Below are 23,146 nucleotides of genomic sequence, written 5' to 3' on the forward strand. Positions count from 1 at the left end.
CATTTCCGCGTAGGCGGGGATGACGAGGGGACAGTGATTTACCTATCAGTCTGCCACTTTTCGCAAAAGTGTTTTTTATATTTCTACGTTTATCTCCCCGCGTAATCACGGCAGAATGCCAAGTTCAAATCGCAAGCGCTGATGGATGCCTGTATTTCCGGGGCGATTCAATGCTGGTGGCGTTCAAATCGCAACGATTAGGAAGCAAATCATGTCGACAAGCCGTACGTCTTCACCCTCCCATTCCACCCTGCCATTGCTCTCGCTCGCCGTTGGCGCATTTGGTATTGGCACCACCGAATTTGGCCCGATGGGCATGCTCCCGACCATCGCTCAGGGCATGGATGTTTCAATCCCCACCGCAGGCATGCTGATTTCAGCGTATGCCATCGGTGTGATGGTGGGCGCGCCGGTGATGACGCTACTGTTCGCCCGCTGGCCGCGCCGCAGAGCGCTGATCGCGCTGATGGCAATTTTTACCCTGGGTAATCTGGCCTCCGCCATAGCCCCCAATTACACCAGCCTGGTGATTGCACGGATCATCACCAGCTTAAACCACGGGGCATTCTTTGGTATTGGTTCGATTGTGGCGGCCAGCCTCGTTCCACGTGAGAAACAAGCCAGTGCCGTTGCTGCCATGTTTATGGGGTTAACCATCGCCAATATCGGCGGCGTTCCCGTGGCGACCTGGTTTGGGCAAGTGGTCGGGTGGCGTGAATCATTCCTGGGTATCGCGTTGTTGGGCGTTGCGGCAATGCTGTCACTGGGAGCCTTTCTGCCCAAAGGCGGCCACGGAGAAAGGCCCAATGTGCGAGCCGAACTGCGCGTACTGACGCAGCCCGTGGTGTTGGTGATTCTGGCAACCACCGTCATGGGTGCTGGTGCCATGTTTACGCTCTATACCTACATTGCCCCTTCGCTCGAATCGATTACGCAGGTTTCTCCCAGCTATGTGACTGGCATGCTGGTGTTGATTGGCATTGGCTTCACCCTCGGGGCCAAGTTAGGTGGCAAGCTGGCAGACCGTTCGGTAACAGGCTCGCTGATGGTGTTTTTAAGCCTGATCGCCATCAGCATGGCGGCATTCCCCTGGCTGGCGACCTCCAAGGCCGGTGCCGCCATCGGCCTGGTCGTCTGGGGCACCGCCGCTTTTGCCGTGGTCCCGCCGTTGCAAACCTGGGTAATGCGCGAAGCAGCAGGTGCGCCTGGGCTGGCCTCATCGGTCAACATCGGTGCGTTTAACCTCGGCAACGCGCTGGGTGCCGCGTTAGGCAGCGCCGTGCTAAACCTTGGCGGAAGCTACGGTGCAGTCTCCATTTCCGGCGCAGTGCTGGCGCTACTCGCCCTGCTGCTAGTGCTGACGCAGTTGCGACGCAAGCAAACGGATATCGCGCGGGAAACGACGGCAGAAGCGAGTTGATTTCACCGGGTTAAAGAGAGCCTGCGCAGGGATATGCCAGGTTCAACATGACTAAGATCATCTTTTTGCTACTTTTTCTTTATCGCAATCCCTATTATTTTGCTTGTCGTTATATAATTCAATATATAGGGATCTAACTATTCGTTCGGCTCTCCCTTTCCAAGAATGTTAATGATAAGAGAATTCCCCATGCCTACACGCTTAATAAAATCCCTTATGGTGCTGCCTTTACTCATGGCAAGTTACACGGCCTGTGCGGTCGAGTTACATCTGTATGCCGGCGCTGGGTTAAGACAGCCGGTAGAATCCGTGGTGGCATTGTTTGAAAAAAACACCGGCCATAAGGTGGTTATTGAATACGGTGGTTCAGGGCAAATTCTCACGCGCTTTAATCTGACCAAGACGGGGGATGTTTTCCTGCCGGGTTCTGAAGACTATGTTGAAAAATTACAGCAAGACGGGCAGGTAACGTCTTCTTATCCTCTGGTGTATCACACGCCAGTGATGGTGGTAAGGAAGGCGACTGGCGGAGAAGTGAAAACGTTGGCCGATCTTGCAAAAAGTCATTTAAAAATCGGCATGGGTGACCCTAAAGCGATTGCGCTGGGAAAAAGTGGAGAACAATTGCTGGTCGCCAGCGGTTATGAGAAAGAGCTGAAAGAGAAGGTGGTTGTACAGGCAACCACGATTAAGCAATTGCTGATTTACTTAATGAACGGTGATGTGGATGCTGCGGTTATTGGGCTTTCTGATGCGATGAAGAATCAGGATAGACTAACGTTGTTACCTTCCCCAGCAGGAACACCTGAAGAGGTAGCCACTATCGCCGTATTAAAAACCAGCGCACACCCAGATGCAGCTAAACAACTTGCTGAATACTTCGCGTCACCGCAGGGCATCAAGATATTTACCGATCAAGGCTATCTGCCAATTAAGAAGAATTAATTGAATTTAAGTCGGGTAGATAACTGAATGGCTAAACTGGCATTAATACCGCTGGTACTTCTGCTTTTTTTGATTGGCGGATCGCTGCTTGCACTTTTCTCCCAGTTGAGCCTTAGCCAGTTTATTCAGTTATTATCCGATGATGAAATCCAGTTTGCGCTGTTGCTGTCTGTCAGTACAGCGCTAACCTCTTTATTGCTCTCAAGCGTAATCAGTCTTCCTGCCGCCTGGGCAATGTCTCGCCTCTCATTTCCAGGAAAGAACATAATAAACATCCTGCTGGATTTACCCATGGTCATGCCGCCATTGGTCGTCGGAATCGGTCTGTTGCTCCTTTTGGGACAAGAAGGGTATGTTGGGCAGTTAGTTCCAACACTCTCTAAATGGTTATTTTCTCCCTTTGGTATCATCATTGCGCAAACCTACGTTGCCTGTTCAATACAAACGCGCAATGCCTACAGTGCGTTTATCTCTATTTCACCGCCTTATATACACACAGCTTATAATTTAGGCTTAACACCGCTAAAAACGTTTTTCCTGGTAGAAATCCCCCTCGTCTGGCGTTCATTACTGAGTGGCTGTGTTTTGGCGATGTCGCGGGCGCTGGGTGAATTTGGCGCCACGCTGATGTTGGCTGGCGCGACCAGAATGAAAACGGAAACCTTACCCATTGCGGTATTCCTGAATATTGCCAGCGGTGATTTTTCTTTGGCGGTCGGCTGTGCCCTGTTGCTGATTATTTTTTCGATTTTTCTCTTAGTAATCCTGCATCTGTTGCAACAACGAGGAAGGCTGAATGTTAAAGGTGAATGATCTTTCCTGCGGCATTCTGGAAAATATCAGTTTTTCAGTGGAGCCGGGTAGCTGTACTGCTATTTGTGGCCCTTCTGGCAGTGGGAAAACGACGTTGCTGAACGCTATCGTAGGGAACATTGATTATCGAGGAACTATATCAATAGCCGATCAATGTATCGATAAACGACCTATCTGGCAGCGTCCTTGTCGTTATCTGAATCAGCACTTGTATTTGTTTCCTTATTTATCGGTTGATAATAACCTGCGCCTTGCTCAGTACGCGGCTAAAAAACCACAGGCCAGTGAAAAACGTCACGACTTGCTGAAATTACTCGAAATAGAACATTTGGCTAAACGCTACCCGACACAAATTTCGGGTGGAGAGCAGCAGAGAGCAGCCCTGGCGCGGGCATTGATCAGTGAACCTCAGATTCTGTTACTCGATGAGCCATTCTCCAGCCTCGATTGGCCAGTGAGGTTACGACTATGGCAGGCAATGAAGGAAATACAGCAGCTCTTTTCGGTAACGCTATTGTTAGTGTCGCATGAACCTCGAGAAGTCGAGGCGTTAGCTCAACAGCAGTTGAGCCTTGCTAAAGGGTGTCTTTTATAGGCCTTGTAAATAGTCTATCGTCCCTCCACTAGGCCAATTCAAATTGGCAGCATAACTGCGCATTCTGCGCAATTTATTGCTCACTTGCTGGTATAAATCACTTTTTGAGCAATGGATGCCGTTTTTTCACGAGGTCTGCGCAATGTATTGCTCAAACCTTACCCAAGGAAAAACGGAGAGAAATAAATTTAATGTTAAAGCAAAGAGATAAAAATTGGCATGGGGATTGCTAAGAGAGTGATGTCTTTACTCAACACGCGTAACAACAAGCACACACTGTCAACGCCATGCTATAGCAGTGTCAATTTGAATCAATAGTATCAACATCTCAAAGGTCAAGGAATGACAAAAAAAGCAGCCAAGGTAGGAGATATCGGAACCGATCATGACGGATTTTCGTCAACGCCGATTATTGCTGGCTCATCAAACGTTTTTATTGATGGGAGACCAGCAGCAAGGGTAAGCGACCCACTGGAAGAACACAGTAAAGCGGGAAGCTCACTCCATCCTCGTCACATTATCAGTGGATCTAGCACGATATTTATCAACAAGCTACCACTTGCTTTGACGGGGAGTGCGATTAGCTGTGGGGGCAACGTCGTCGGTTCGGGAACCGTATTTGTCGGGGATAATCCCCCCGACGCCTCGGGACTGATTTCGTTGAAAGGCATGTTTGATGAAGCCTTTACCATCAAAGATCAGAAGACGGGTAAGCCTGTTACCAACAGGGAATATCGGATATTACGCGCTGATGGCCGTTATGAATATGGAAAAACGGATGATAAAGGACACACCCATACGGTCTTTAGTTTATCACCTGATGAGTTATCTATAGAGATAAGGGATGAATAAATGAATAGAACATGGAAGACCATTGGCAAATCAGTATTTTCCCCTGTGGGTAATAACAAAAGAAAAGAAATAGAGATCAAGACCTTTAAAAAAGAGCGTATTATTGTTATTGGTTCCGAACTCCATTATGATTCATTTTGGCTAAAAATGATGTTCATTGGCGCTGCAACCGGACAATTGAGACTATCCAAGGGAAAAGCGGATAAAACAACAATCGCTTATGTTTCTGATGGCTATACAAATCTTGAGATTGGCGTTTTGGAATATTGGTGCAATCATAATAGGTTTGACGTGTTTAAACTATGTTTTCAGGAGGACTTAATTAAACTAATGAATAAAGATAGAGATGAATATAAGATTATCAATCTTATTATCTTCTCTCATGGATATCCTGGAACTATAAACCTTAATTATAAAGGCGATAGTAAAATCAGTGTTACTGCGTCGACACTAAATACGTTCATATCCAACGCTTTCGCTCTGGATGGTGAAGTATTTTCTTATGCATGTAGGACAGGGATCTCACGTACAACACGTGAATCCTTTTATAGCGATAACGATGCTCAGCCTGAACACAGTCTGGCTCAACAACTGGCTAATTATTTTGGTATTTCTGTATATGCATTTCTGACCAGAACCTTTTACGGCGATATTCTTAGACAAAGAGATAAGGCTGCATCTCGTCAACTCTCAGAAAACCTGAAGAAATTACGTACTACCGGAGGAGACTTTTCAGTTTATAAATTGTCTGATGAGCATGAAGCATTACCGCATCCTGGACTGGCCGATGGGATCTTTAAATTTGGTTCCAAGAGAGAGGGAACAAATGGATTTGCATTATGGAGAAAACAAGGTGGACGTATGCTACCGTCATCAGGAGAAACGCCTACAGGGTTAACAAAAGGCTTAGTGAAATTCACTCCCAAAGAAAAGCGAGAATAACATGACGCGTTTTTTTCTGCTGTGGTGCTGTATCAGCTTCACTCATCCTATTAATGCCAAGGAGGCGACAATGGCAGGTGCGTTTCGGAGTTATTCGATAAATGATGAAAGAATATCTAATGTTCTTAATGGCAAAGGCTATTATCATTATCACCCTGTAGGTTCACCTCTCTATCAAACCGGGTTTGAGATAGTTCTCCCCGAGGGGGTAGTACAGAATGGATATCTTGTGATTGACTCCGCAAAAGTACATAGTGTGTTATATCGAGGTGATTATTCTAACAGAAAAACCATTATTTTTGAATTCGATGACAGACTAATAGAAGAAGAAGGATTTGATTTTTTAAGAATAGAATATTTTGATTTTAAAAAGAAAATTATTTACGTGTGCGAGCAACAAAAAGTCTTTAAACTGTGGGCGGCGGGCTCAATTGTCACCATTACCATTTTACCTCATGAAAAAATTGATGAGGGGGAAGGTGACCCGACATATTGCTACGAAGCTAATATACATAAGAAAATCAATTAATCACTTTCATACCCACCGTTTTCGCTCTGGATGGTGGAGTATTTTCTTATACATCTAGGTCAGGGATCTCAGTAAATGCATTTCTGACCAGAACCTTTTACGGCGATATTCTTAGACAAAGAGATAAGGCTACATCTCGTCAACTCTCAGAAAACCTGAAGAAATTACGTACTACCGGAGGAGACTTTTCAGTTTATAAATTGTCTGATGAGCATGAAGCATTACCGCATCCTGGACTGGCCGATGGGATCTTTAAATTTGGTTCCAAGAGAGAGGGAACAAATGGATTTGCATTATGGAGAAAACAAGGTGGACGTATGCTACCGTCATCAGGAGAAACGCCTACAGGGTTAACAAAAGGCTTAGTGAAATTCACTCCCAAAGAAAAGCGAGAATAACATGACACGTTTTTTTCTGCTGTGGTGCTGTATCAGCTTTACTCATCCTATTAATGCCAAGGAGGCTACAATGGCAGGTGCGTTTCGGAGTTATTCGATAAATGATGAAAGAATATCTAATGTTCTTAATGGCAAAGGCTATTATCATTATCGCCCTGTAGGTTCACCTCTCTATCAAACCGGGTTTGAGATAGTTCTCCCCGAGGCGGTAGTACAGAATGGATATCTTGTGATTCGCTCCGCAAAAGTACATAGTGTGTTATATCGAGGTGATTATTCTAACAGAAAAACCATTACTTTTGAATTTGATGACAGATTAATCGAACAAGAAGGATTTGATTTTTTAAGAATAGAATATTTTGATTTTAAAAAGAAAATGATTTACGTATGCGAGCAACAAAAAGTGTTTAAACTGTGGGAGGCGGACTCAATTGTCACCATTACCATTTTACCTCATGAAAAAATGGTTGAGGGAGAAGACGGTCCGACATATTGCTACGAAGCCAGTATTGATAAAAAAATCAATTAATTACTGTCAACCATAGTAAATGCAGTGATGTGAAATTTACTGGCTCTCTATTCATTTAACAAACTGGCGAGTCGATGATGTTAACCGGTAAGCGCTGAACAAGTGTTGTTTACCGCCGATGCGAAAATGTTGAACCGTTGAGATGAATCAACCAATGCATACTTCTTTTCCTCGGATTGAGCAGAACGTACCTTAGTGACGGCAAGGCCCATGATAGTTATCCTTTCAGCTATGGCTATAAGTCATACAGAACCAGCACACATACTCGGTTTTAGACTCGCAAAGAGATTGATGTAGGTGGAGTCAGGTTGATTTCCGTTGACAGAGAATGCGGGTGAAGACTTATGTGGCACGGATTTCAGACATAAAAAAAGCCACCCGAAGGTGACTTGATTTTCATACTAATGGTGCCGAAGGCCGGACTCGAACCGGCACGTCTTTCAACGGTTGATTTTGAATCAACTGCGTCTACCGATTTCGCCACTTCGGCACTGAAGTAGTATGCGGAAAACGAGGTGCATTATACCGTTTGAGATTGATGACACAACACTATTCCGCACTCTGGTGCGTTGAATGCTGAAAAAAACAGCGTTAGCACACTTTTTTGCGCATTTTCCCGGCACGCGGCGACGTGCCGGATGCACTCAACGTCGTTTTAACAGCAGCAATAGGCTGATCACCATAAACAGCAGGCTCGGCACCAGCGCGCCTAGCACCGGCGGCAAGCCATACACCAAGCTAAGCTGACCAAATACCTTGTCCAGCACGTAAAACAGGAAGCCAAAGCTGATGCCGGTGACGATGCGCACGCCCGCAGGCACATTGCGTAATGGCCCAAAAATAAAGGAGAGCGCCATCAGCATCATTACCGCCACCGAAAGCGGGGCGAACGTCTTGTTCCACATGTTGAGCTTGTAACGGCCCGCTTCCTGCCCGCTCTGCTTCAGGTAGTTGATGTAGTCGTACAGGCCGCGAATCGAGAGTGCATCCGGGTCCAGCGCCACCACGCCCAGTTTGTCCGGCGTCAGGGTGGTTTTCCACTCTCCGCTAATAGTCTGGCTGCCCGAAATCTGTTTGCCATCGCGCAGGTTAGATTCATCAACCTGAGAGAGCTGCCACAGCTTGGCATCGTCATCAAATTCCGCCGATGCCGCGTAGCGCACGGAGAGCAGTTTCTGTTCCGGGTCGAACTGGTAGATATTCACGCCCGCCAGCTCTTTATCCCCCACCACGCGCTCAATATAGATAAAGTCGTTGCCATCTTTGGCCCACAGCCCGTTCTGGGTCGAGAGCATCGAGCCGCCGTACATCATCTGTGAGCGGTAGTTGCGCGCCATCTGTTCACCGGCAGGTGAAATCCATTCGCCAATCGCCATGGTGAGCAACACCAGAGGAATGGCGGTTTTCATCACCGCACCGGCAATCTGTAAACGGGTAAAACCAGAGGCCTGCATCACCACCAATTCACTGCGTGTCGCCAGCGTTCCCAGCCCCAGCAGCGCGCCAAGCAGCGCCGCCATCGGGAAAAAGATTTCGATATCCTTTGGCACGCTCAGCAGGGTATAGAGGCCCGCGCCCAGCGCGGTATAGTCGCCGCGCCCGACTTTGCGCAACTGATCGACAAACTTGATGATGCCCGACAGCGAAACCAGCATGAACAACGTCATCATGATGGTGTTAAAGATGGTTTTGCCGATATAGCGATCCAGTACGCCAAACATCAGGCTGCTCCTTGTACTTTCATCCGCGCGCGCAACCGGCGCAGAGGCACGCTGTCCCAGACATTGAGCAGCAGCGCAATCCCGATATAGGCCAGATTGGTCAGCCAGATCCATACCACCGGATCAATTCTTCCCTTGCTGGCATTGGAACGCAGCGAGCTTTGCAGCAGGAAGAAAATCAGATAAAGCAGCATAGCGGGCAACATGCTCAGCACGCGCCCTTGGCGTGGGTTTACCGCACTGAGCGGCACCACAATAATCGCCATGATCAGCACCGACAGCACCAGCGTAATACGCCAATGAAACTCGGCACGCGCGGCGTTCTCATCCGACTGCCACAGTTGGCGCATCGTCATCTGTTCTACGCCAGTGTTCTGGAGCGACACGTTCTGGTGCCCGATAACCGCCTGATAGTTGGTGAAATCCGTGATGCGGAAATCCCTCAACATCGCGGTGCCCTCGTAGCGGGAGCCCTTATTGAGCGTCACCACCTGTGCGCCATTTTGGTCAACGTTCACACGTCCACGATCGGCAATCACCACCGAAGGACGCGCGTTGCCGCTCGGGCGCAGCTGTGCCAGAAACACATGCTCAAATTCCTGCCCTTTGACATCGCCGACAAACAGCACCGCATTGCCGCCCTGCGCCGATTGGAACTGCCCTTCCACCAGCGCCGCGACGCTGGGGTTAGCCTTGGCTTCTGCCATCACGATGTCCTGATGGCGTGAAGACCAGGGGCTGACCCACAGCGCATTGATCATCGCCATCACACCGGTGATCACCGCCAAAATAAAGGCAGCCTTGAGCAGCACCGTTTTGCCCAGTCCGCAGGCATACATGACGGTGATTTCGCTCTCGGTATACATGCGGCTGAACGTCATCAGCAGCCCTAAAAACAGGCTCAAGGGCAGAATGAGCTGCGCCATTTCAGGCACGCCCAGCCCCAGCAAGGAGAGCACTAAGTTTGTCGGGATTTCACCATCAACCGCCGCACCCAATATCCGCACCAGCTTCTGACAAAAGAAGATCAGTAACAGAATAAACAGGATGGCCAGTTGGCTCTTAAAGGTTTCCCGTACCAGATATCGAATGATGATCACGCTTAATTAAACCTGTGAAAACTTGTCTTTTTGCAGGAAAGTCGATAATTTCATCGCTAACTCGCCATTTATACGCATTTGTGGCAACCTTTGTCGCTATGATGCATTACAGCATACCGCGCGCCCGACGTTGTATCAGAACCTGCTTATCATCACCAAAACAGATTCGCCGCGCCGTTAAGATTAACACAGGTTAGGTAAGTGTAACGGCGGGAAAGTATTACGGAGTGTCACATTCTAGCTATTGGCCCCGTCTTTGTCTTTAAGATTCAGGAGAGTACATGGAGTTCAGTGTAAAAAGCGGTAGCCCGGAAAAACAACGCAGTGCCTGCATTGTCGTCGGCGTGTTTGAACCTCGCCGCCTGTCCCCTATTGCCGAACAATTGGACAAAATCAGCGACGGTTATATCAGCGCACTCCTGCGCCGCGGCGAGTTGGAAGGCAAAGTGGGGCAATCCCTGCTGTTGCACTACGTGCCGAACATTCTGTCAGAACGTATTCTGCTGATTGGCTGCGGGAAAGAGCGTGAACTGGATGAGCGTCAATACAAGCAAATCATCCAGAAAACCATCAATGCGTTGAATGATACCGGTTCAATGGAAGCCGTTTGCTTCCTGACCGAGCTGCATGTCAAAGGGCGCAACACCTACTGGAAAGTGCGTCAGGCGGTAGAGACGGCAAAAGAGACGCTCTACACCTTCGATCAGCTGAAAAGCAACAAGGTCGAACTGCGTCGTCCGCTGCGCAAACTGGTGTTCAATGTGCCAACGCGCCGTGAACTCACCAGCGGCGAGCGCGCTATTCAGCACGGACTCGCGATTGCCGCAGGCATCAAGGCCGCGAAAGATCTCGGCAACATGCCGCCGAATATCTGTAACGCCGGTTATCTGGCTTCGCAGGCACGCCAACTGGCGGATACCTACAGCCCGAATATCGTGACGCGCGTGATTGGCGAACAGCAGATGAAAGAGCTGGGCATGAACGCCTATCTGGCCGTTGGACAAGGCTCGCAAAATGAATCGCTGATGTCGGTGATTGAGTACAAAGGCGACCCCAATCCGGAAAATCGCCCTATCGTGCTGGTTGGCAAAGGCCTGACCTTTGACTCCGGCGGCATCTCGATCAAACCCGCCGACAGCATGGATGAAATGAAGTACGACATGTGCGGTGCTGCCACGGTATACGGCGTGATGCGCATGGCCGCCGAGCTGGCGCTGCCGCTGAATATTGTCGGGGTGTTGGCTGGCTGTGAAAACATGGTTGATGGCCGCGCCTATCGTCCGGGCGATGTGTTGACCACCATGTCCGGTCAAACGGTTGAAGTGCTGAATACCGATGCCGAAGGCCGTTTGGTGCTGTGCGACGCGCTGACCTATGTGGAACGCTACGAGCCGGAACTGGTGATTGATATCGCCACCCTGACCGGTGCCTGCGTGATAGCGCTCGGCCATCACCTTACCGGATTGATGTCGAACCATAACCCGCTGGCGCACGAACTGCTCGGCGCATCAGAGCAAGCCGGTGACCGCGCCTGGCGCTTGCCGTTGGGCGATGAGTTTCAGGAGCAGTTGGAATCGAACTTCGCCGATATGGCGAACATCGGCGGGCGTCCGGGTGGTGCCATTACCGCCGCGTGCTTCCTGTCGCGCTTTACCCGCAAATACAACTGGGCGCACCTGGATATCGCGGGCACTGCCTGGCGTTCCGGTAAGGCCAAAGGGGCAACGGGCCGTCCGGTAGCCATGTTGTCGCAGTTCCTGCTTAATCGCGCCGGGTTAAATGACGTAGAATAAAAAGAGGCCGTTCTCTGTCGTCCTCGGCAACAGCCGGGGACCTCTTGCGGGAAGTACGTGTTTCCTCTGTGAGGGATTCCCGCCTACGCGGGAATGACGCAGAAAAAACATGATCAGCAACCCAGGGCCGGTTTATATCGTCCCCTCACCTACAGTAAACAATGAAAAACGCAACGTTCTACCTTCTCGAACACAGTGACGATGTCGATGGGCTTAGCGCCTGTGAGGCGCTGGCCTGCGAGCTGGCGGCGGAACGTTGGCGCAGCGGGCAGCGTGTGCTTATCGCCTGTGAAGACGAGCAGCAAGCGTTGCGACTGGACGATGCGCTGTGGCAGCGCGATGCCAGCGCCTTTGTGCCGCATAACCTCGCCGGTGAAGGCCCGCGACAGGGCGCACCCGTCGAGCTGGCCTGGCCGCAACGCCGGGGCAGCACCTCGCGGGACGTGCTGATCAGCCTGCTGCCGCAGTTCGCAGATTTTGCCACCGCTTTCCATGAAGTGATAGACTTTGTCCCTCATGAAGAATCCCTGAAACCGTTGGCGCGCGATCGCTACAAGGCGTATCGCAGCGTCGGCTTTCAATTGACTACGGCGACGCCGCCAACGCACTGAATAGTAGACATAATGGATACCAAATATAACCCGAAAGATATCGAACAGCCGCTCTATGAGCGCTGGGAACAGCAAGGCTACTTCAAGCCAAACGGTGACACGAGCCAGGAAAGCTTCAGCATCATGATCCCGCCGCCGAACGTCACCGGCAGCTTGCATATGGGCCATGCGTTCCAGCAAACCATTATGGATACCCTGATTCGTTATCAGCGTATGCAAGGGAAAAACACGCTGTGGCAGGCAGGTACTGACCACGCAGGTATCGCCACCCAGATGGTGGTTGAGCGTAAAATCGCCGCCGAAGAGGGCAAAACGCGCCACGATTATGGTCGCGATGCCTTTATCGAAAAAATCTGGCAGTGGAAAGCAGAATCCGGCGGCACCATCACCCGTCAAATGCGTCGTTTAGGCAACTCGGTGGACTGGGAGCGCGAGCGCTTCACCATGGATGAAGGCCTGTCCAACGCGGTGAAAGAGGTGTTCGTTCGCCTGTATAAAGAAGACCTGATCTACCGTGGCAAGCGCCTGGTGAACTGGGATCCGAAACTGCGCACCGCCATCTCCGATCTGGAAGTGGAAAACCGCGAGAGCAAGGGCTCGATGTGGCACCTGCGCTACCCGCTGGCCGACGGCGCAAAAACCGCTGATGGCAAAGACTATCTGGTGGTCGCCACCACGCGTCCAGAAACGGTGCTGGGGGATACCGGTGTTGCGGTCAACCCGGAAGATCCGCGCTACAAAAATCTGATCGGCAAGTTCCTGATCCTGCCGCTGGTGGATCGTCGTATTCCGATCGTCGCCGATGAACACGCTGACATGGAAAAAGGCACCGGTTGCGTGAAGATCACTCCGGCGCACGATTTTAACGACTACGAAGTCGGTAAACGTCACCAGTTGCCGATGATCAACATCCTGACGTTCGATGGCGACATCCGTCAGGAAGCTGAAGTGTTTGATACCAACGGCGAAGCCAGCACGGTATACAGCAATGACATTCCTGATTTCCTGCGCGGCGTTGAGCGTTTTGCCGCCCGTAAAGCGGTGGTTGCCAAGCTGGATGAGCTGGGCTTGCTTGATGAGATCAAACCGCACGATCTGACCGTTCCCTACGGCGATCGCGGCGGCGTGGTCATCGAACCGATGCTGACCGACCAGTGGTACGTTCGCGCTGGCGTACTGGCAAAACCGGCGGTGGAAGCGGTTGAAGATGGCCGTATCCAGTTTGTGCCGAAGCAGTATGAGAACATGTATTTCAGTTGGATGCGTGACATTCAGGACTGGTGTATCTCGCGCCAATTATGGTGGGGCCACCGTATTCCGGCATGGTACGACAACAGCGGCCACGTTTATGTAGGCCGTGATGAAGCGGAAGTGCGCCGCGAGTATCAGCTCGCTGACTCGGTTGAACTGCGCCAGGACGAAGACGTGCTGGACACCTGGTTCTCCTCCGGGCTGTGGACCTTCTCCACCCTCGGCTGGCCGGAACAAACGGCAGAGCTGAAAGCGTTCCATCCGAGCAGCGTGATGGTAAGCGGCTTCGACATCATCTTCTTCTGGATTGCGCGCATGATCATGCTGACCATGCACTTCGTGAAAGATGACGAAGGCAAGCCGCAGGTGCCGTTCCACACCGTGTACATGACCGGGCTTATCCGCGATGACGAAGGGCAGAAAATGTCCAAGTCCAAAGGGAACGTGATCGACCCGCTGGACATGGTGGACGGTATCTCGTTGCCTGAGTTGCTGGAAAAACGCACCGGTAACATGATGCAGCCGCAGTTGGCGGAGAAAATCCGTAAACGCACCGAGAAACAGTTCCCTAATGGTATTGAACCGCACGGTACTGATGCCCTGCGCTTCACCCTGGCGGCACTGGCTTCTACCGGTCGTGATATCAACTGGGACATGAAGCGCCTGGAAGGTTACCGCAACTTCTGTAACAAGCTGTGGAACGCCAGCCGTTTTGTGCTGATGAACACCGAAGGGCAAGATTGCGGTTTTAACGGCGGCGAGAAAGTGCTGTCACTGGCCGATCGCTGGATTCTGGCTGAATTCAACCGCACGGTGAAAGCCTTCCGCGACGCGCTGGACGGTTACCGCTTCGATATTGCCGCCGGTATCCTGTATGAGTTCACCTGGAACCAGTTCTGCGACTGGTATCTGGAGCTGGCTAAACCGGTAATGAACGGTGGCAGCGAGGCGGAACTGCGCGGTACGCGCCACACGCTGGTTACGGTGTTGGAAGCGCTGCTGCGTCTGGCGCACCCGATCATTCCGTTTATCACGGAAACCATCTGGCAGCAGGTTAAAGTGCTGAAGGGCGTTACCGACGATACCATCATGCTGCAACCGTTCCCGACCTATGATGCCACCGCAGAAGATGCGCAGGCGCTGGCCGATCTGGAATGGATCAAGCAGGCGATCACCGCCGTGCGTAATATTCGCGCCGAGATGAACATCGCGCCGGGCAAACCGCTCGATGTACTGTTGCGTGATGCAACGCCGGAAACGCAACGTCGCGTGGAAGCGAACCGCAGCTTTATCCAAACGCTGGCGCGTCTGGCAAGCGTTCAACTGTTGCCTGCTGGCGAAAAAGGCCCGGTAGCGGTTACCTCCCTGCTGGAAGGCGCGGAGTTGCTGATCCCGATGCTGGATCTGGTCGACAAAGACGCAGAGCTGGAGCGTTTGGCCAAGGAAGTTGCCAAGGTTGAAGCGGAAATCAACCGCATCGACAGCAAGCTTTCCAATGAAGGCTTTGTTGCGCGCGCACCGGAAGCGGTGATTGCCAAAGAGCGTGAAAAACGTGACGGCTATGCGGTAGCGAAAGCCAAACTGTTGGAACAGCAGGCCACCATTGCCGCGCTGTAATCGATAATTACCCCGTGTAAATAAAAAGCCCGGACCGCTAAGTCCGGGCTTTATGTTGCTGACAAACGGCCCTGCTCCCACCGTCATTCCCACCCTCCCTCGTCATTCCCGCGCAGGCGGGAATCCCTTACAGAAGAAACGCGTTTATTCTCACAGAGATCCCCGGCTTTCGCCGAGGATGACAGAGGGGTCTTGTGCCTTGATGGCATCAAGGCGCTGTTGCATATCGGGATGCGTGCTGAGCCAATCCGGCATAACACGCTCAATCTGATGCTCTTTTTCCGATACCGTCATCAATTGCTGATAGATGTCCTGCATCGCCTGAAGCGAACGCCCCTGCCGCTGCATTTCCGCTATCGCCCACGCATCCGCTTCACGCTCCATATCACGAGAGAATTGCAGCTCATTCACGAAGGCCGCGGACTGTAACAGGGTATCCCCCACTCCGCTGACATCGCCGGTGATCCACATAAACGTCAATGACACCAACGAGGAACGCACCAGCATGCGCATGGGATGACGGTATGCATGGTGACCCATTTCATGCAGCATCACGGCAACCAGACCATCGTCGTGGCGCGACAGCTTAACCAACTCATCGCTGACGATCAGCGTGCCATCTGCCAGCATAAATGCATTTGGACCAATGCCCGGCGCACTCATCAGGCGCAGACGCAACGGGGTGCGCGCCTGACGCATTTCAGGCGGTTGCGCTTGCTCAAACAGGCGCTGTAACGCCTGCTGGCGCGCTTCCGGAAGGGTTGACGGCGCTAGCTCGGTACGCTCCAGCAAGGCGAGCGTATGTTCCCCCAACTGCTGTTCCACCGCAGTGGGGATATGCAACGCCACTGTGGCACTCAGCCAAGGCAGCACCACATACACATAGCTCAGTGCTACCAACACCGTCGCCAGCAGGGTAAACAGCGCGCCCCGTTTGTACTTCTCTAGCCGGTACACCAGGCTGGGAGGCTTATGTTGTGCGACCCAGGCACGAAACAACGCATCATCAGCAGGGCGAAAGCGCCCGCCATCAGGGAAGGTCAACGTCAACGGTATTGAGCCTAACGCTTGCGAGACCTCGACGTGCGCCAGCATAAACGCCTGTGAACCCGCGTCGCGGCACATCAGCACCAAAGAAGCATCCAGCTCACCAAGCGTCACGCGTGCCGCCTCCTGTGCGGCACGCCCCGGATACTGATAGTATCCCTCGATAATCATCAGGTCGCCTTAGATGCCCACGTTGAGATCCAGTGCGCTGATAGCCTCTTCCGCCACCGCCGAACGCGCGGTATCACCGTGCGCCTGCACGTTCAGCAGAGAAAGGTCACCGCTCACTTGCGTGGCATTCGCCATGAAGCGCGCATAGCGCACCTGTGCTACCGGCGCGGCCAGCCCCAAAGAAAATAGCGTAATCAGTGTGTTGGTGAATAACAGCATCAGGTAAGCGCCCAATTTCATGTTGGAGTGCACCTGGACATTGTCACTGAGCGTGGTATTACTAAAGATATAGTTGCGTTCCGCCACCACGATATAGCACTTGGCAACCAGACCGCCAATAATCAACGACACATACGCCGCGATCAGTTTGAAGATACCGCCATAGGGCGACGTGTAGTCCACGCGATGCGTGATATGCCCACCTGTTTGTACATATTCCATCACTGAAAGCAGTACAGCCCCTGAAAACCACAGCGTCCATATCAGGAAGGGGATAAAAAACAACAGGCTGAAAAAGGCAATTTTAATAAACGCCGCTTTACTGATCGCGGCATTAAATGCCGCGGTACCAAACCGCAGGTTATTCACATAAAGATCGGCGATCATATACTTCATCACGCCGCCCAACGCAATCAACGCGGGGATGTAAAGCAGTGCAGCCACAATTAGCGGAGTCGCATTGCTGATAAGCGAAGAAAAGCTGCCGACAGTGGTCATCAACAGCACCAACACAGCGGCCATTAATAGCGGAATCGCCAAAAACGTCCAATAGCCACTTTTTACGCTGCCCAAATAGTTAAAACGCACGCCGCGATAACTGGTCATAATGGCGTTATAGCGCCAGTTACGAATAATCAGCATCGGCAGCAGCGCGGAAAACACCAGCAATACCGCCAGCCCGACCACAGGTGTAAACAGCAGCAAAAGATACAGCAGCACCAGCGCGCCAATCACGATGATGCGCCCTTTCAGGATCTGGATGGGCTCGGCGTGATAATCAAAACGATCGCCGTTAATCTCAGTATTGCCATAAAAATAACGACGGGTGCGCACCGTCGCCCAGGCAGAATAAATACCCAGGGTGATCGTGGTTAATAGCGCATTGACCAGCCAGATTAAAAAATACTCTCCCGATTTCCCATGAAAAACCACGGCATGTTTGCCGTTCCCTTGCGAGATATTGTCACTCATAACACTTTCATCCTAAAAGAAGTGGAAAAAATCCAAAAACTAAAAATAAGTCAAATTTATTGATGCAATATAATAAAAACACCTGATTTGAACACGCAGAATAGAAAAAATAAACTTTTTTTTGCATTTGATAAATGCATCGATATAAATATGAATTATGCACTGCGATAAATCTGATAAATCAGGCAAAGAGAGGATGGTATTGCGCGGAGAAATACACACACCCAATACGCTTATTTAGTTAGCAGAATAAATATTCTATATTGATATAAAAAAGGCTCCGCCGAGACGGAACCTGTTTTGTCTGGCGATTAACGCACGCCCACCAGTGCCACGGGCGATACCGCCGGGAACAGCCCATTCTCAGACACATGCCCATCATCAAGTTGAAAACTGGCGATAGCATGCTGCAAGTGAGAAACCTGATCCTGCAACGATCCTGCCGCAGTTGCCACCTCGGCCACCAGTCCAGCGTTCTGCTGCGTCACGCCATCCATCTGATTAATCGCGATATTGATTTGCGAAATGCCCCGGCTCTGTTCACCGGATGCCATCATGATTTCATCCATGATGTCCGCCACTTTCCTCACGTCATCCAGCACCTCGCTCATGGTTTTTCCGGCCACTTCGACCAGACCAGCACCTTGCTGGATGCTGGTCAGCGAGTTATCAATCATCGAGCCAATTTCTTTGGCTGCCGTGGCGCTACGCTGCGCCAGCGTGCGCACTTCGCTGGCAACCACCGCGAATCCTTTGCCCTGCTCTCCGGCACGCGCGGCTTCCACTGCGGCATTGAGCGCCAGCAGGTTGGTTTGGAAGGCAATGCCGTCGATAACTCCGACAATATCGGAGATCTTGGCGGAACTGCGCTGAATGGTGCGCATGGTATCCACTACCTCGGAGACCACACCGCCACCGCGCGCTGCCGAGGCCGAGGCCTTCTGCGCCAGATCGTTAGCCTTGCGGGTGTTATCTTCGTTATTACTGACCGTCGAGAGGATCTGCTCCATGCTTGACGCCGTTTCATCCAGCGATGCCGCCTGCTGCTCTGTGCGGCTGGAGAGATCGATATTGCCGGACGCAATTTCGCCCACGCCAACCCCGATCGCATCAGTGCCGTTACGCACCACGCGCACCATATTCTCCAGCCCGTCACGCATGCGTTGCGCGGCGCCTAACAGCTGCGCGATCTCATTTTTGCCCTGCATTTCAAAGCGAGCGCGCAGATCGCCTTGTGCGATGCGATCGAACACGCCAATGGCCTGATTCAATGGCTTAACCACCAGATGCGTCATCACCAGCCAGGAGAGCAGCGCCAATACCAGCGCCAGCGCGATCGCCACCGTCAGCATCATCTCCATACGGTTGATGCTGGCGTTGGAGGCGGTGTAGGCGTCATCGATATTCTGGCGTTTAAACTGCACCAGCTTCTTGGACGCAGCATCAAAATCGGCATAGAGCACGGTGGATTTACCCGCGCGCTGGCGATATTCATCCAGGTTTCCGGCTTCCAGCGCGGCAAGCGCCGGGGTGATAAAGGTGGTCATCAAGGTTTCACGCTTACGGGCCATCTCGGCGGAAATCGCCTTCTCTTGCTCCGCCTGCGGATAGGTCAAATACTCCTGCCATTTTTCACTGGCACCATCAATTTTCCCTTTGGCGCGTTTTAATGCCACCGTTGCCGCGTCCTGCGAGCCGTTGCTCATCAGCGATTCATACAAGCGCAGATCGAGACGCGCGCGCAGCAGTAATTCCGAACTTTCATTTAATGCGACCAGTCCGGGCAGCACCTCTTTATCAACTCTGGCGAAGGAGTGATTACCTGATTGGGCAGCAAACAGCCCCAGCATCCCGACAAACAGCAACAGCGCTGTCAACGATAAGACCATGATGCTGAGCGTCGTGCGGATCTTTATCTTACGAAACATACATCGTCCCTAGTGAGTGGTCATCAAGAGCAAGCCGGGCAGGCGCTTCATTGTGAACACGCCTGCCCGGAAGAAAAAACCGCAGTTATTGATGGGAAGGCATTTTTGCCAGGAATTCACCCAGCGCAGTGCGATAGAAGCGGGCGGACATCATGGTTCCGTGGCCGCTGGTTTCCGCACTTGCCGGAATCAAGAACAGCGATGCCTGTTTGACCTTTTTCAACGCGGGTTCCAGCGAGCCAATTTCCACCGGATTACGCTCATCATCAGCGGCGTTGATCACCAGCATCGGGGCCTTGATGCGTTCCAGACCGGACATCGCGTTGTAATCCGCCGAGGAATTCCAGATATAGATGAAGTCATTGGCATCACTGGTCACGGGAGCCGCCAGTCGCGCATCCACCAGCTTATCCGCCAGTTCACGCGTCGGCGCTTTACTCTGGTAAGCCAGGGTGCCGCCCGTGGTGGCGATGCTGAACATGATATTAGCGGTCTGCAAAGCCGGAGGCTGAGTCTGATAATCGCCATTTTTCCAGGCCGGATCGCGTTTGATGGATTCAATCAGCATGCGGCGCAGCATCCAGTTACGGCCCGACAACGCATTGGGCTGTGACGCCATCGGCACCAGCGCATCCATCATGTCCGGGTATTTTTGCCCCCACAGCCAGGTGTGCATGCCACCCATGGAGTAGCCCATGACCAGACGCAAATGTTTGATGCCCAACGCTTCCGTCACCAGTCGATATTGTGCCAGCACCATATCATCGTAGTTATATTGCGGGAATTGCGTGCGCAAACCGTCGGAGGGTTTGGAGGATTTCCCCGATCCGATACTTTCGGGAATGATAATAAAGTGTTTCGTCACATCCAGCGGTTGGCCCGGCCCAAATAACTCGCCGCCAAATCCGTCCGCCAGCAGCGCGCTGACTGGCTGATTGGTGCCGTGCAGCAGCAGCACCGCAGGCTTACTGCGGTCACCCAACGTGTAGTAGTGCAGACGGAGGTCATTACGCGTTTCACCGGTATGAAAACGAAACTCGGCAGGCCGCCAATCGCCTTCCTGAGGCTGTAAGGGTTGTGCATAAGCGAGGGGAGATAAAAACAGTAAAAACAGGCTAATCCAGCCTGACAACATGCGATGGGCCATACTACTCGTCATCCATAAGGGTAAATGGATTTCAATAATAATGTGTCCCAGGTCACATCCCAATATCGATCGCAGGCTAACCATTAAATAACAATAATATATTGTCATAAGGTAAATTTCTGGCGCATCCTACATAATCAGATAACAATCATAATGTTATGATTGAATAACGTGCAAAACGGCCATACCCGTACAATAACTGTGCCTAATCCATTAGACAAGAAAAAATGCGCGGACAAAAAATCAACGCAGAGAATTGGATCATGGTGAGGCTGCGCATGGCCAATGCCCGTTAACCCGGTATTGCACAAAAACCCTGTTCAATGGTATTACAGCGTAAGAAAATATCATCGTCTCCTATCAGTATAAGAGTAAGCACCATGACAACCGCCCTTCCCCTTTCTCTGCGGATGCGCCCCATTACCGCACAGGACAACGCTGCCATCGCGGCAGTGATCCGCCATGTTTCTGCGGAATTTGGCCTGACGGCAGATAAGGGATATACGGTCTCTGACCCCAATTTAGACAACCTGTTTCAGTTGTATAACCACCCAAACAGCGCCTACTGGGTCATTGAGTACGAAGGAGAAGTGGTCGGCGGCGGCGGTGTCGCGCCCTTGCAGGAGGGAGAAGCTGACGTGTGTGAACTGCAAAAGATGTACTTTTTGCCGGTATTACGTGGCAAGGGACTGGCGCGCCAATTGGCGCTGCAAGCGCTCGATTTCGCCCGCCAGAAGGGATTCCGACGCTGCTATCTGGAAACCACCAGCACATTGACGCAGGCGATTGCGCTGTATCGCAAACTGGGGTTTGAACACATTCCGCACGCGATGGGCAACACCGGCCACGGTGACTGTGAAGTCACCATGCTAAAACAGCTCTAAAGCGGCGTGCCGAAGTTCACTTCGGCACGCCCGTGATACCAGAGAGGGATTAATGACGTTTGCCGTCATCGTCCTCATCATAGAAATCGTCGTCTTCGCCTTCTTCGCCTTCTTCACCCTCTTCGCCATCCGGATCCTCGAAGTAGGTGCCCCAACCGTCGTAATTGACGTTGTGACGTGCAGCCAGCTCGATTAACTGTTCTACCTGCTCATCGATCAGCTCGGCATTGAGCGCCATTTCGCTAATGGCATCACAACACATCAGCAGTTTGCCCTCTTCCACTTCCAGTTCTTCCGCATCCGTCACTTCGTAGCCCATTTTAAAGGCATCAACAGCGACCTTTTCCAACGCGTCAAAGTTTTCCGCCGAAAAGTGGTGTTCGATGGTGTACAGTGCGTCCGGATCGCTGCCATCATCCAGCAGTTCTTCGATAATCAGGCGCGTTTCTTCCCGTTGTTCGTCCAGTAAATCGCGGTTTGCCATGTGTCTGTCCCCCGTTAATCTCTACGTTATTACCGTATTCTCCCACACCCCCGACGCCCTCTCCACCATAAAGTTTGACGTCGCCCCTTGAAATTGAATAATTACACATATAAAGTGAATTTTAATTCAACCAACAGCGTTGAGCCACATGGAGATAACTACAATGAACTCGTTTCACCAGCGTCACTTCTTAAGATTAATGGATTTTTCCCCCGCTGAGATCGGCGTACTGTTAACCTTATCTGCCCAACTGAAAGCCGGCAAAAAGAACGGCACCGAAAAACGCTACCTGCAAAATAAAAACATCGCACTCATCTTCGAAAAAGATTCGACCCGTACTCGTTGCTCTTTCGAAGTTGCTGCATACGATCAGGGAGCGCGCGTCACGTATCTCGGCCCAAGCGGCAGCCAGATCGGTCATAAAGAGTCAATGAAGGATACCGCCCGCGTGCTGGGCAGAATTTATGACGGCATCCAATACCGTGGTTACGGCCAGGCGCTGGTGGAAACGCTGGCCGAGTACGCCGGTGTTCCGGTATGGAACGGGCTGACAAACGAGTTTCACCCGACACAACTGCTGGCGGATTTACTGACCATGCAGGAGCATCTGCCTGAGCGCGCCTTTAGCGACATGACGCTGGTCTACGCGGGCGATGCGCGCAACAACATGGGCAACACCATGCTGGAAGCCGCTGCGTTAACCGGTTTGGATCTGCGGCTGGTCGCGCCCAAAGCCTGCTGGCCCGATGCCAATCTGGTGGCCGAGTGCCGCGCTGCTGCCGAGATGACCGGCGGAAAAATCACGCTGACGGAAGATATCGCCGCAGGCGTGGCCGGTGCGGATTTCATCTACACCGACGTGTGGGTTTCCATGGGAGAAGCCAAAGAGGTGTGGCAGGAGCGGATTGCGCTGCTCAAACCCTATCAGGTCAATATGGCGATGCTCGCCGCCACCGGTAACCCGCAGGTGAAATTCTTGCACTGTCTGCCCGCGTTCCATGACGATCACACCACCATCGGCAAGCAAATGGCCGAGCAGTACGGTTTGCACGGCGGCATGGAAGTGACCGATGAGGTGTTTGAATCGGCACACAGCATTGTGTTCGATCAGGCAGAAAACCGCATGCACACCATCAAAGCGGTGATGGTTGCCACGCTCGGTCAGGAATAAGGGCCGC

The 23,146-nt window shown here is 51.8% G+C and carries 19 protein-coding genes, 1 tRNA gene and 1 pseudogene; 13 read left to right on the plus strand and 8 right to left on the minus strand.

The window, feature by feature from the left end; all coding sequences use genetic code 11:
- The first annotated feature begins 211 nt into the window (after positions 1 to 211).
- The 8 genes and pseudogenes from J5067_RS12625 (at position 212) to J5067_RS12660 (ending at position 7,023) form a co-directional block, all read left to right on the plus strand.
- Positions 212 to 1,420, plus strand: a complete 1,209-nt coding sequence (locus J5067_RS12625; RefSeq protein WP_264651244.1) for an MFS transporter — start codon at positions 212 to 214, stop codon at positions 1,418 to 1,420.
- Between the two features lie 216 nt (positions 1,421 to 1,636).
- Complete coding sequence (modA, locus tag J5067_RS12630) at positions 1,637 to 2,365, plus strand: molybdate ABC transporter substrate-binding protein (protein ID WP_319802393.1); 729 nt, start codon at positions 1,637 to 1,639, stop codon at positions 2,363 to 2,365.
- A gap of 27 nt (positions 2,366 to 2,392) precedes the next feature.
- Positions 2,393 to 3,178, plus strand: a complete 786-nt coding sequence (locus J5067_RS12635; RefSeq protein WP_264651246.1) for an ABC transporter permease — start codon at positions 2,393 to 2,395, stop codon at positions 3,176 to 3,178.
- Positions 3,162 to 3,773: an ATP-binding cassette domain-containing protein gene (locus tag J5067_RS12640; protein ID WP_264643921.1), complete on the plus strand. Its 612-nt coding sequence runs from the start codon at positions 3,162 to 3,164 to the stop codon at positions 3,771 to 3,773. Before J5067_RS12635 ends, J5067_RS12640 begins: the two co-directional genes overlap by 17 nt.
- 342 nt (positions 3,774 to 4,115) lie before the next feature.
- A pseudogene (locus J5067_RS23235) lies at positions 4,116 to 4,400 on the plus strand (type VI secretion system PAAR protein); the annotation flags it as partial.
- A 225-nt stretch (positions 4,401 to 4,625) separates the two neighbouring features.
- Positions 4,626 to 5,567 carry a hypothetical protein gene (locus J5067_RS12650; protein WP_264651247.1) on the plus strand — a complete coding sequence of 314 codons (942 nt, stop codon included), beginning with the start codon at positions 4,626 to 4,628 and terminating at the stop codon, positions 5,565 to 5,567.
- A gap of 70 nt (positions 5,568 to 5,637) precedes the next feature.
- Positions 5,638 to 6,096, plus strand: a complete 459-nt coding sequence (locus J5067_RS12655) for a hypothetical protein (protein WP_264651248.1) — start codon at positions 5,638 to 5,640, stop codon at positions 6,094 to 6,096.
- Positions 6,097 to 6,495: 399 nt separating this feature from the next.
- Entirely contained in the window at positions 6,496 to 7,023 is a 528-nt protein-coding gene (locus tag J5067_RS12660) for a hypothetical protein (protein ID WP_264651249.1), read from the plus strand.
- Positions 7,024 to 7,428: 405 nt separating this feature from the next.
- On the opposite strand, the gene J5067_RS12665 is transcribed toward J5067_RS12660, so the two are convergent.
- The 3 genes from J5067_RS12665 to lptF form a co-directional block, all read right to left on the minus strand.
- Positions 7,429 to 7,513: transfer RNA gene (locus J5067_RS12665), tRNA-Leu, on the minus strand.
- Between the two features lie 154 nt (positions 7,514 to 7,667).
- Positions 7,668 to 8,744: an LPS export ABC transporter permease LptG gene (gene lptG, locus J5067_RS12670; RefSeq protein ID WP_264643916.1), complete on the minus strand. Its 1,077-nt coding sequence runs from the start codon at positions 8,742 to 8,744 to the stop codon at positions 7,668 to 7,670.
- Positions 8,744 to 9,844: an LPS export ABC transporter permease LptF gene (lptF, locus tag J5067_RS12675; protein WP_264643915.1), complete on the minus strand. Its 1,101-nt coding sequence runs from the start codon at positions 9,842 to 9,844 to the stop codon at positions 8,744 to 8,746. Before lptF ends, lptG begins: the two co-directional genes overlap by 1 nt.
- 281 nt (positions 9,845 to 10,125) lie before the next feature.
- Between lptF and pepA the strand changes: the two genes are divergently transcribed.
- The 3 genes from pepA (at position 10,126) to J5067_RS12690 (ending at position 15,116) form a co-directional block, all read left to right on the plus strand.
- Positions 10,126 to 11,637 carry a leucyl aminopeptidase gene (gene pepA, locus J5067_RS12680; RefSeq protein ID WP_195314366.1) on the plus strand — a complete coding sequence of 504 codons (1,512 nt, stop codon included), beginning with the start codon at positions 10,126 to 10,128 and terminating at the stop codon, positions 11,635 to 11,637.
- Positions 11,638 to 11,798: 161 nt separating this feature from the next.
- A complete protein-coding gene (locus J5067_RS12685) occupies positions 11,799 to 12,248 on the plus strand; it encodes a DNA polymerase III subunit chi (RefSeq protein WP_222159278.1) in 450 nt (149 codons plus the stop codon).
- A gap of 12 nt (positions 12,249 to 12,260) precedes the next feature.
- The gene (locus J5067_RS12690; RefSeq protein WP_264651250.1) at positions 12,261 to 15,116 is read left to right on the plus strand and encodes a valine--tRNA ligase; all 2,856 of its coding nucleotides are present in this window, start codon (positions 12,261 to 12,263) and stop codon (positions 15,114 to 15,116) included.
- Positions 15,117 to 15,266: 150 nt separating this feature from the next.
- Here J5067_RS12690 and J5067_RS12695 read toward each other — a convergent pair whose 3' ends face one another.
- The 4 genes from J5067_RS12695 to J5067_RS12710 all read right to left on the minus strand — a co-directional run bounded on the left by J5067_RS12695 (position 15,267) and on the right by J5067_RS12710 (position 20,600).
- A complete protein-coding gene (locus J5067_RS12695; protein ID WP_264651251.1) occupies positions 15,267 to 16,334 on the minus strand; it encodes a M48 family metallopeptidase in 1,068 nt (355 codons plus the stop codon).
- Between the two features lie 9 nt (positions 16,335 to 16,343).
- On the minus strand, positions 16,344 to 17,525 hold the full coding sequence (locus J5067_RS12700; RefSeq protein WP_264651252.1) for a YjgN family protein: 1,182 nt from the start codon (positions 17,523 to 17,525) through the stop codon (positions 16,344 to 16,346).
- A 311-nt stretch (positions 17,526 to 17,836) separates the two neighbouring features.
- Positions 17,837 to 19,453 carry a methyl-accepting chemotaxis protein gene (locus J5067_RS12705; RefSeq protein WP_264651253.1) on the minus strand — a complete coding sequence of 539 codons (1,617 nt, stop codon included), beginning with the start codon at positions 19,451 to 19,453 and terminating at the stop codon, positions 17,837 to 17,839.
- A gap of 85 nt (positions 19,454 to 19,538) precedes the next feature.
- Positions 19,539 to 20,600, minus strand: a complete 1,062-nt coding sequence (locus J5067_RS12710; RefSeq protein ID WP_264651254.1) for an alpha/beta fold hydrolase — start codon at positions 20,598 to 20,600, stop codon at positions 19,539 to 19,541.
- Positions 20,601 to 20,980: 380 nt separating this feature from the next.
- On the opposite strand from J5067_RS12710, the gene J5067_RS12715 reads away from it, so the two are divergent.
- Complete coding sequence (locus tag J5067_RS12715) at positions 20,981 to 21,484, plus strand: GNAT family N-acetyltransferase (protein WP_264643909.1); 504 nt, start codon at positions 20,981 to 20,983, stop codon at positions 21,482 to 21,484.
- A gap of 49 nt (positions 21,485 to 21,533) precedes the next feature.
- Here J5067_RS12715 and rraB read toward each other — a convergent pair whose 3' ends face one another.
- The gene (rraB, locus tag J5067_RS12720; RefSeq protein WP_264643908.1) at positions 21,534 to 21,968 is read right to left on the minus strand and encodes a ribonuclease E inhibitor RraB; all 435 of its coding nucleotides are present in this window, start codon (positions 21,966 to 21,968) and stop codon (positions 21,534 to 21,536) included.
- A 163-nt stretch (positions 21,969 to 22,131) separates the two neighbouring features.
- On the opposite strand from rraB, the gene argF reads away from it, so the two are divergent.
- The gene (argF, locus tag J5067_RS12725; RefSeq protein ID WP_264643907.1) at positions 22,132 to 23,139 is read left to right on the plus strand and encodes an ornithine carbamoyltransferase; all 1,008 of its coding nucleotides are present in this window, start codon (positions 22,132 to 22,134) and stop codon (positions 23,137 to 23,139) included.
- Positions 23,140 to 23,146: the final 7 nt, after the last annotated feature.

This window comes from Candidatus Symbiopectobacterium sp. NZEC151 (assembly GCF_025962655.1).
Taxonomy (GTDB): Bacteria; Pseudomonadota; Gammaproteobacteria; order Enterobacterales; family Enterobacteriaceae; genus Symbiopectobacterium.

What these genes read in the sequence shown, in the direction of transcription:
- J5067_RS12625 (WP_264651244.1), top strand. Translation starts at nt 212, where the DNA reads ATGTCGACAAGCCGTACGTCTTCACCCTCCCATTCCACCCTGCCATTG.
- modA (WP_319802393.1), top strand. Translation starts at nt 1,637, where the DNA reads ATGGTGCTGCCTTTACTCATGGCAAGTTACACGGCCTGTGCGGTCGAG.
- J5067_RS12635 (WP_264651246.1), top strand. Translation starts at nt 2,393, where the DNA reads ATGGCTAAACTGGCATTAATACCGCTGGTACTTCTGCTTTTTTTGATT.
- J5067_RS12640 (WP_264643921.1), top strand. Translation starts at nt 3,162, where the DNA reads ATGTTAAAGGTGAATGATCTTTCCTGCGGCATTCTGGAAAATATCAGT.
- J5067_RS12650 (WP_264651247.1), top strand. Translation starts at nt 4,626, where the DNA reads ATGAATAGAACATGGAAGACCATTGGCAAATCAGTATTTTCCCCTGTG.
- J5067_RS12655 (WP_264651248.1), top strand. Translation starts at nt 5,638, where the DNA reads ATGGCAGGTGCGTTTCGGAGTTATTCGATAAATGATGAAAGAATATCT.
- J5067_RS12660 (WP_264651249.1), top strand. Translation starts at nt 6,496, where the DNA reads ATGACACGTTTTTTTCTGCTGTGGTGCTGTATCAGCTTTACTCATCCT.
- lptG (WP_264643916.1), bottom strand. Translation starts at nt 8,744, where the DNA reads ATGTTTGGCGTACTGGATCGCTATATCGGCAAAACCATCTTTAACACC.
- pepA (WP_195314366.1), top strand. Translation starts at nt 10,126, where the DNA reads ATGGAGTTCAGTGTAAAAAGCGGTAGCCCGGAAAAACAACGCAGTGCC.
- J5067_RS12685 (WP_222159278.1), top strand. Translation starts at nt 11,799, where the DNA reads ATGAAAAACGCAACGTTCTACCTTCTCGAACACAGTGACGATGTCGAT.
- J5067_RS12690 (WP_264651250.1), top strand. Translation starts at nt 12,261, where the DNA reads ATGGATACCAAATATAACCCGAAAGATATCGAACAGCCGCTCTATGAG.
- J5067_RS12695 (WP_264651251.1), bottom strand. Translation starts at nt 16,334, where the DNA reads ATGATTATCGAGGGATACTATCAGTATCCGGGGCGTGCCGCACAGGAG.
- J5067_RS12700 (WP_264651252.1), bottom strand. Translation starts at nt 17,525, where the DNA reads ATGAGTGACAATATCTCGCAAGGGAACGGCAAACATGCCGTGGTTTTT.
- J5067_RS12705 (WP_264651253.1), bottom strand. Translation starts at nt 19,453, where the DNA reads ATGTTTCGTAAGATAAAGATCCGCACGACGCTCAGCATCATGGTCTTA.
- J5067_RS12710 (WP_264651254.1), bottom strand. Translation starts at nt 20,600, where the DNA reads ATGGCCCATCGCATGTTGTCAGGCTGGATTAGCCTGTTTTTACTGTTT.
- J5067_RS12715 (WP_264643909.1), top strand. Translation starts at nt 20,981, where the DNA reads ATGACAACCGCCCTTCCCCTTTCTCTGCGGATGCGCCCCATTACCGCA.
- rraB (WP_264643908.1), bottom strand. Translation starts at nt 21,968, where the DNA reads ATGGCAAACCGCGATTTACTGGACGAACAACGGGAAGAAACGCGCCTG.
- argF (WP_264643907.1), top strand. Translation starts at nt 22,132, where the DNA reads ATGAACTCGTTTCACCAGCGTCACTTCTTAAGATTAATGGATTTTTCC.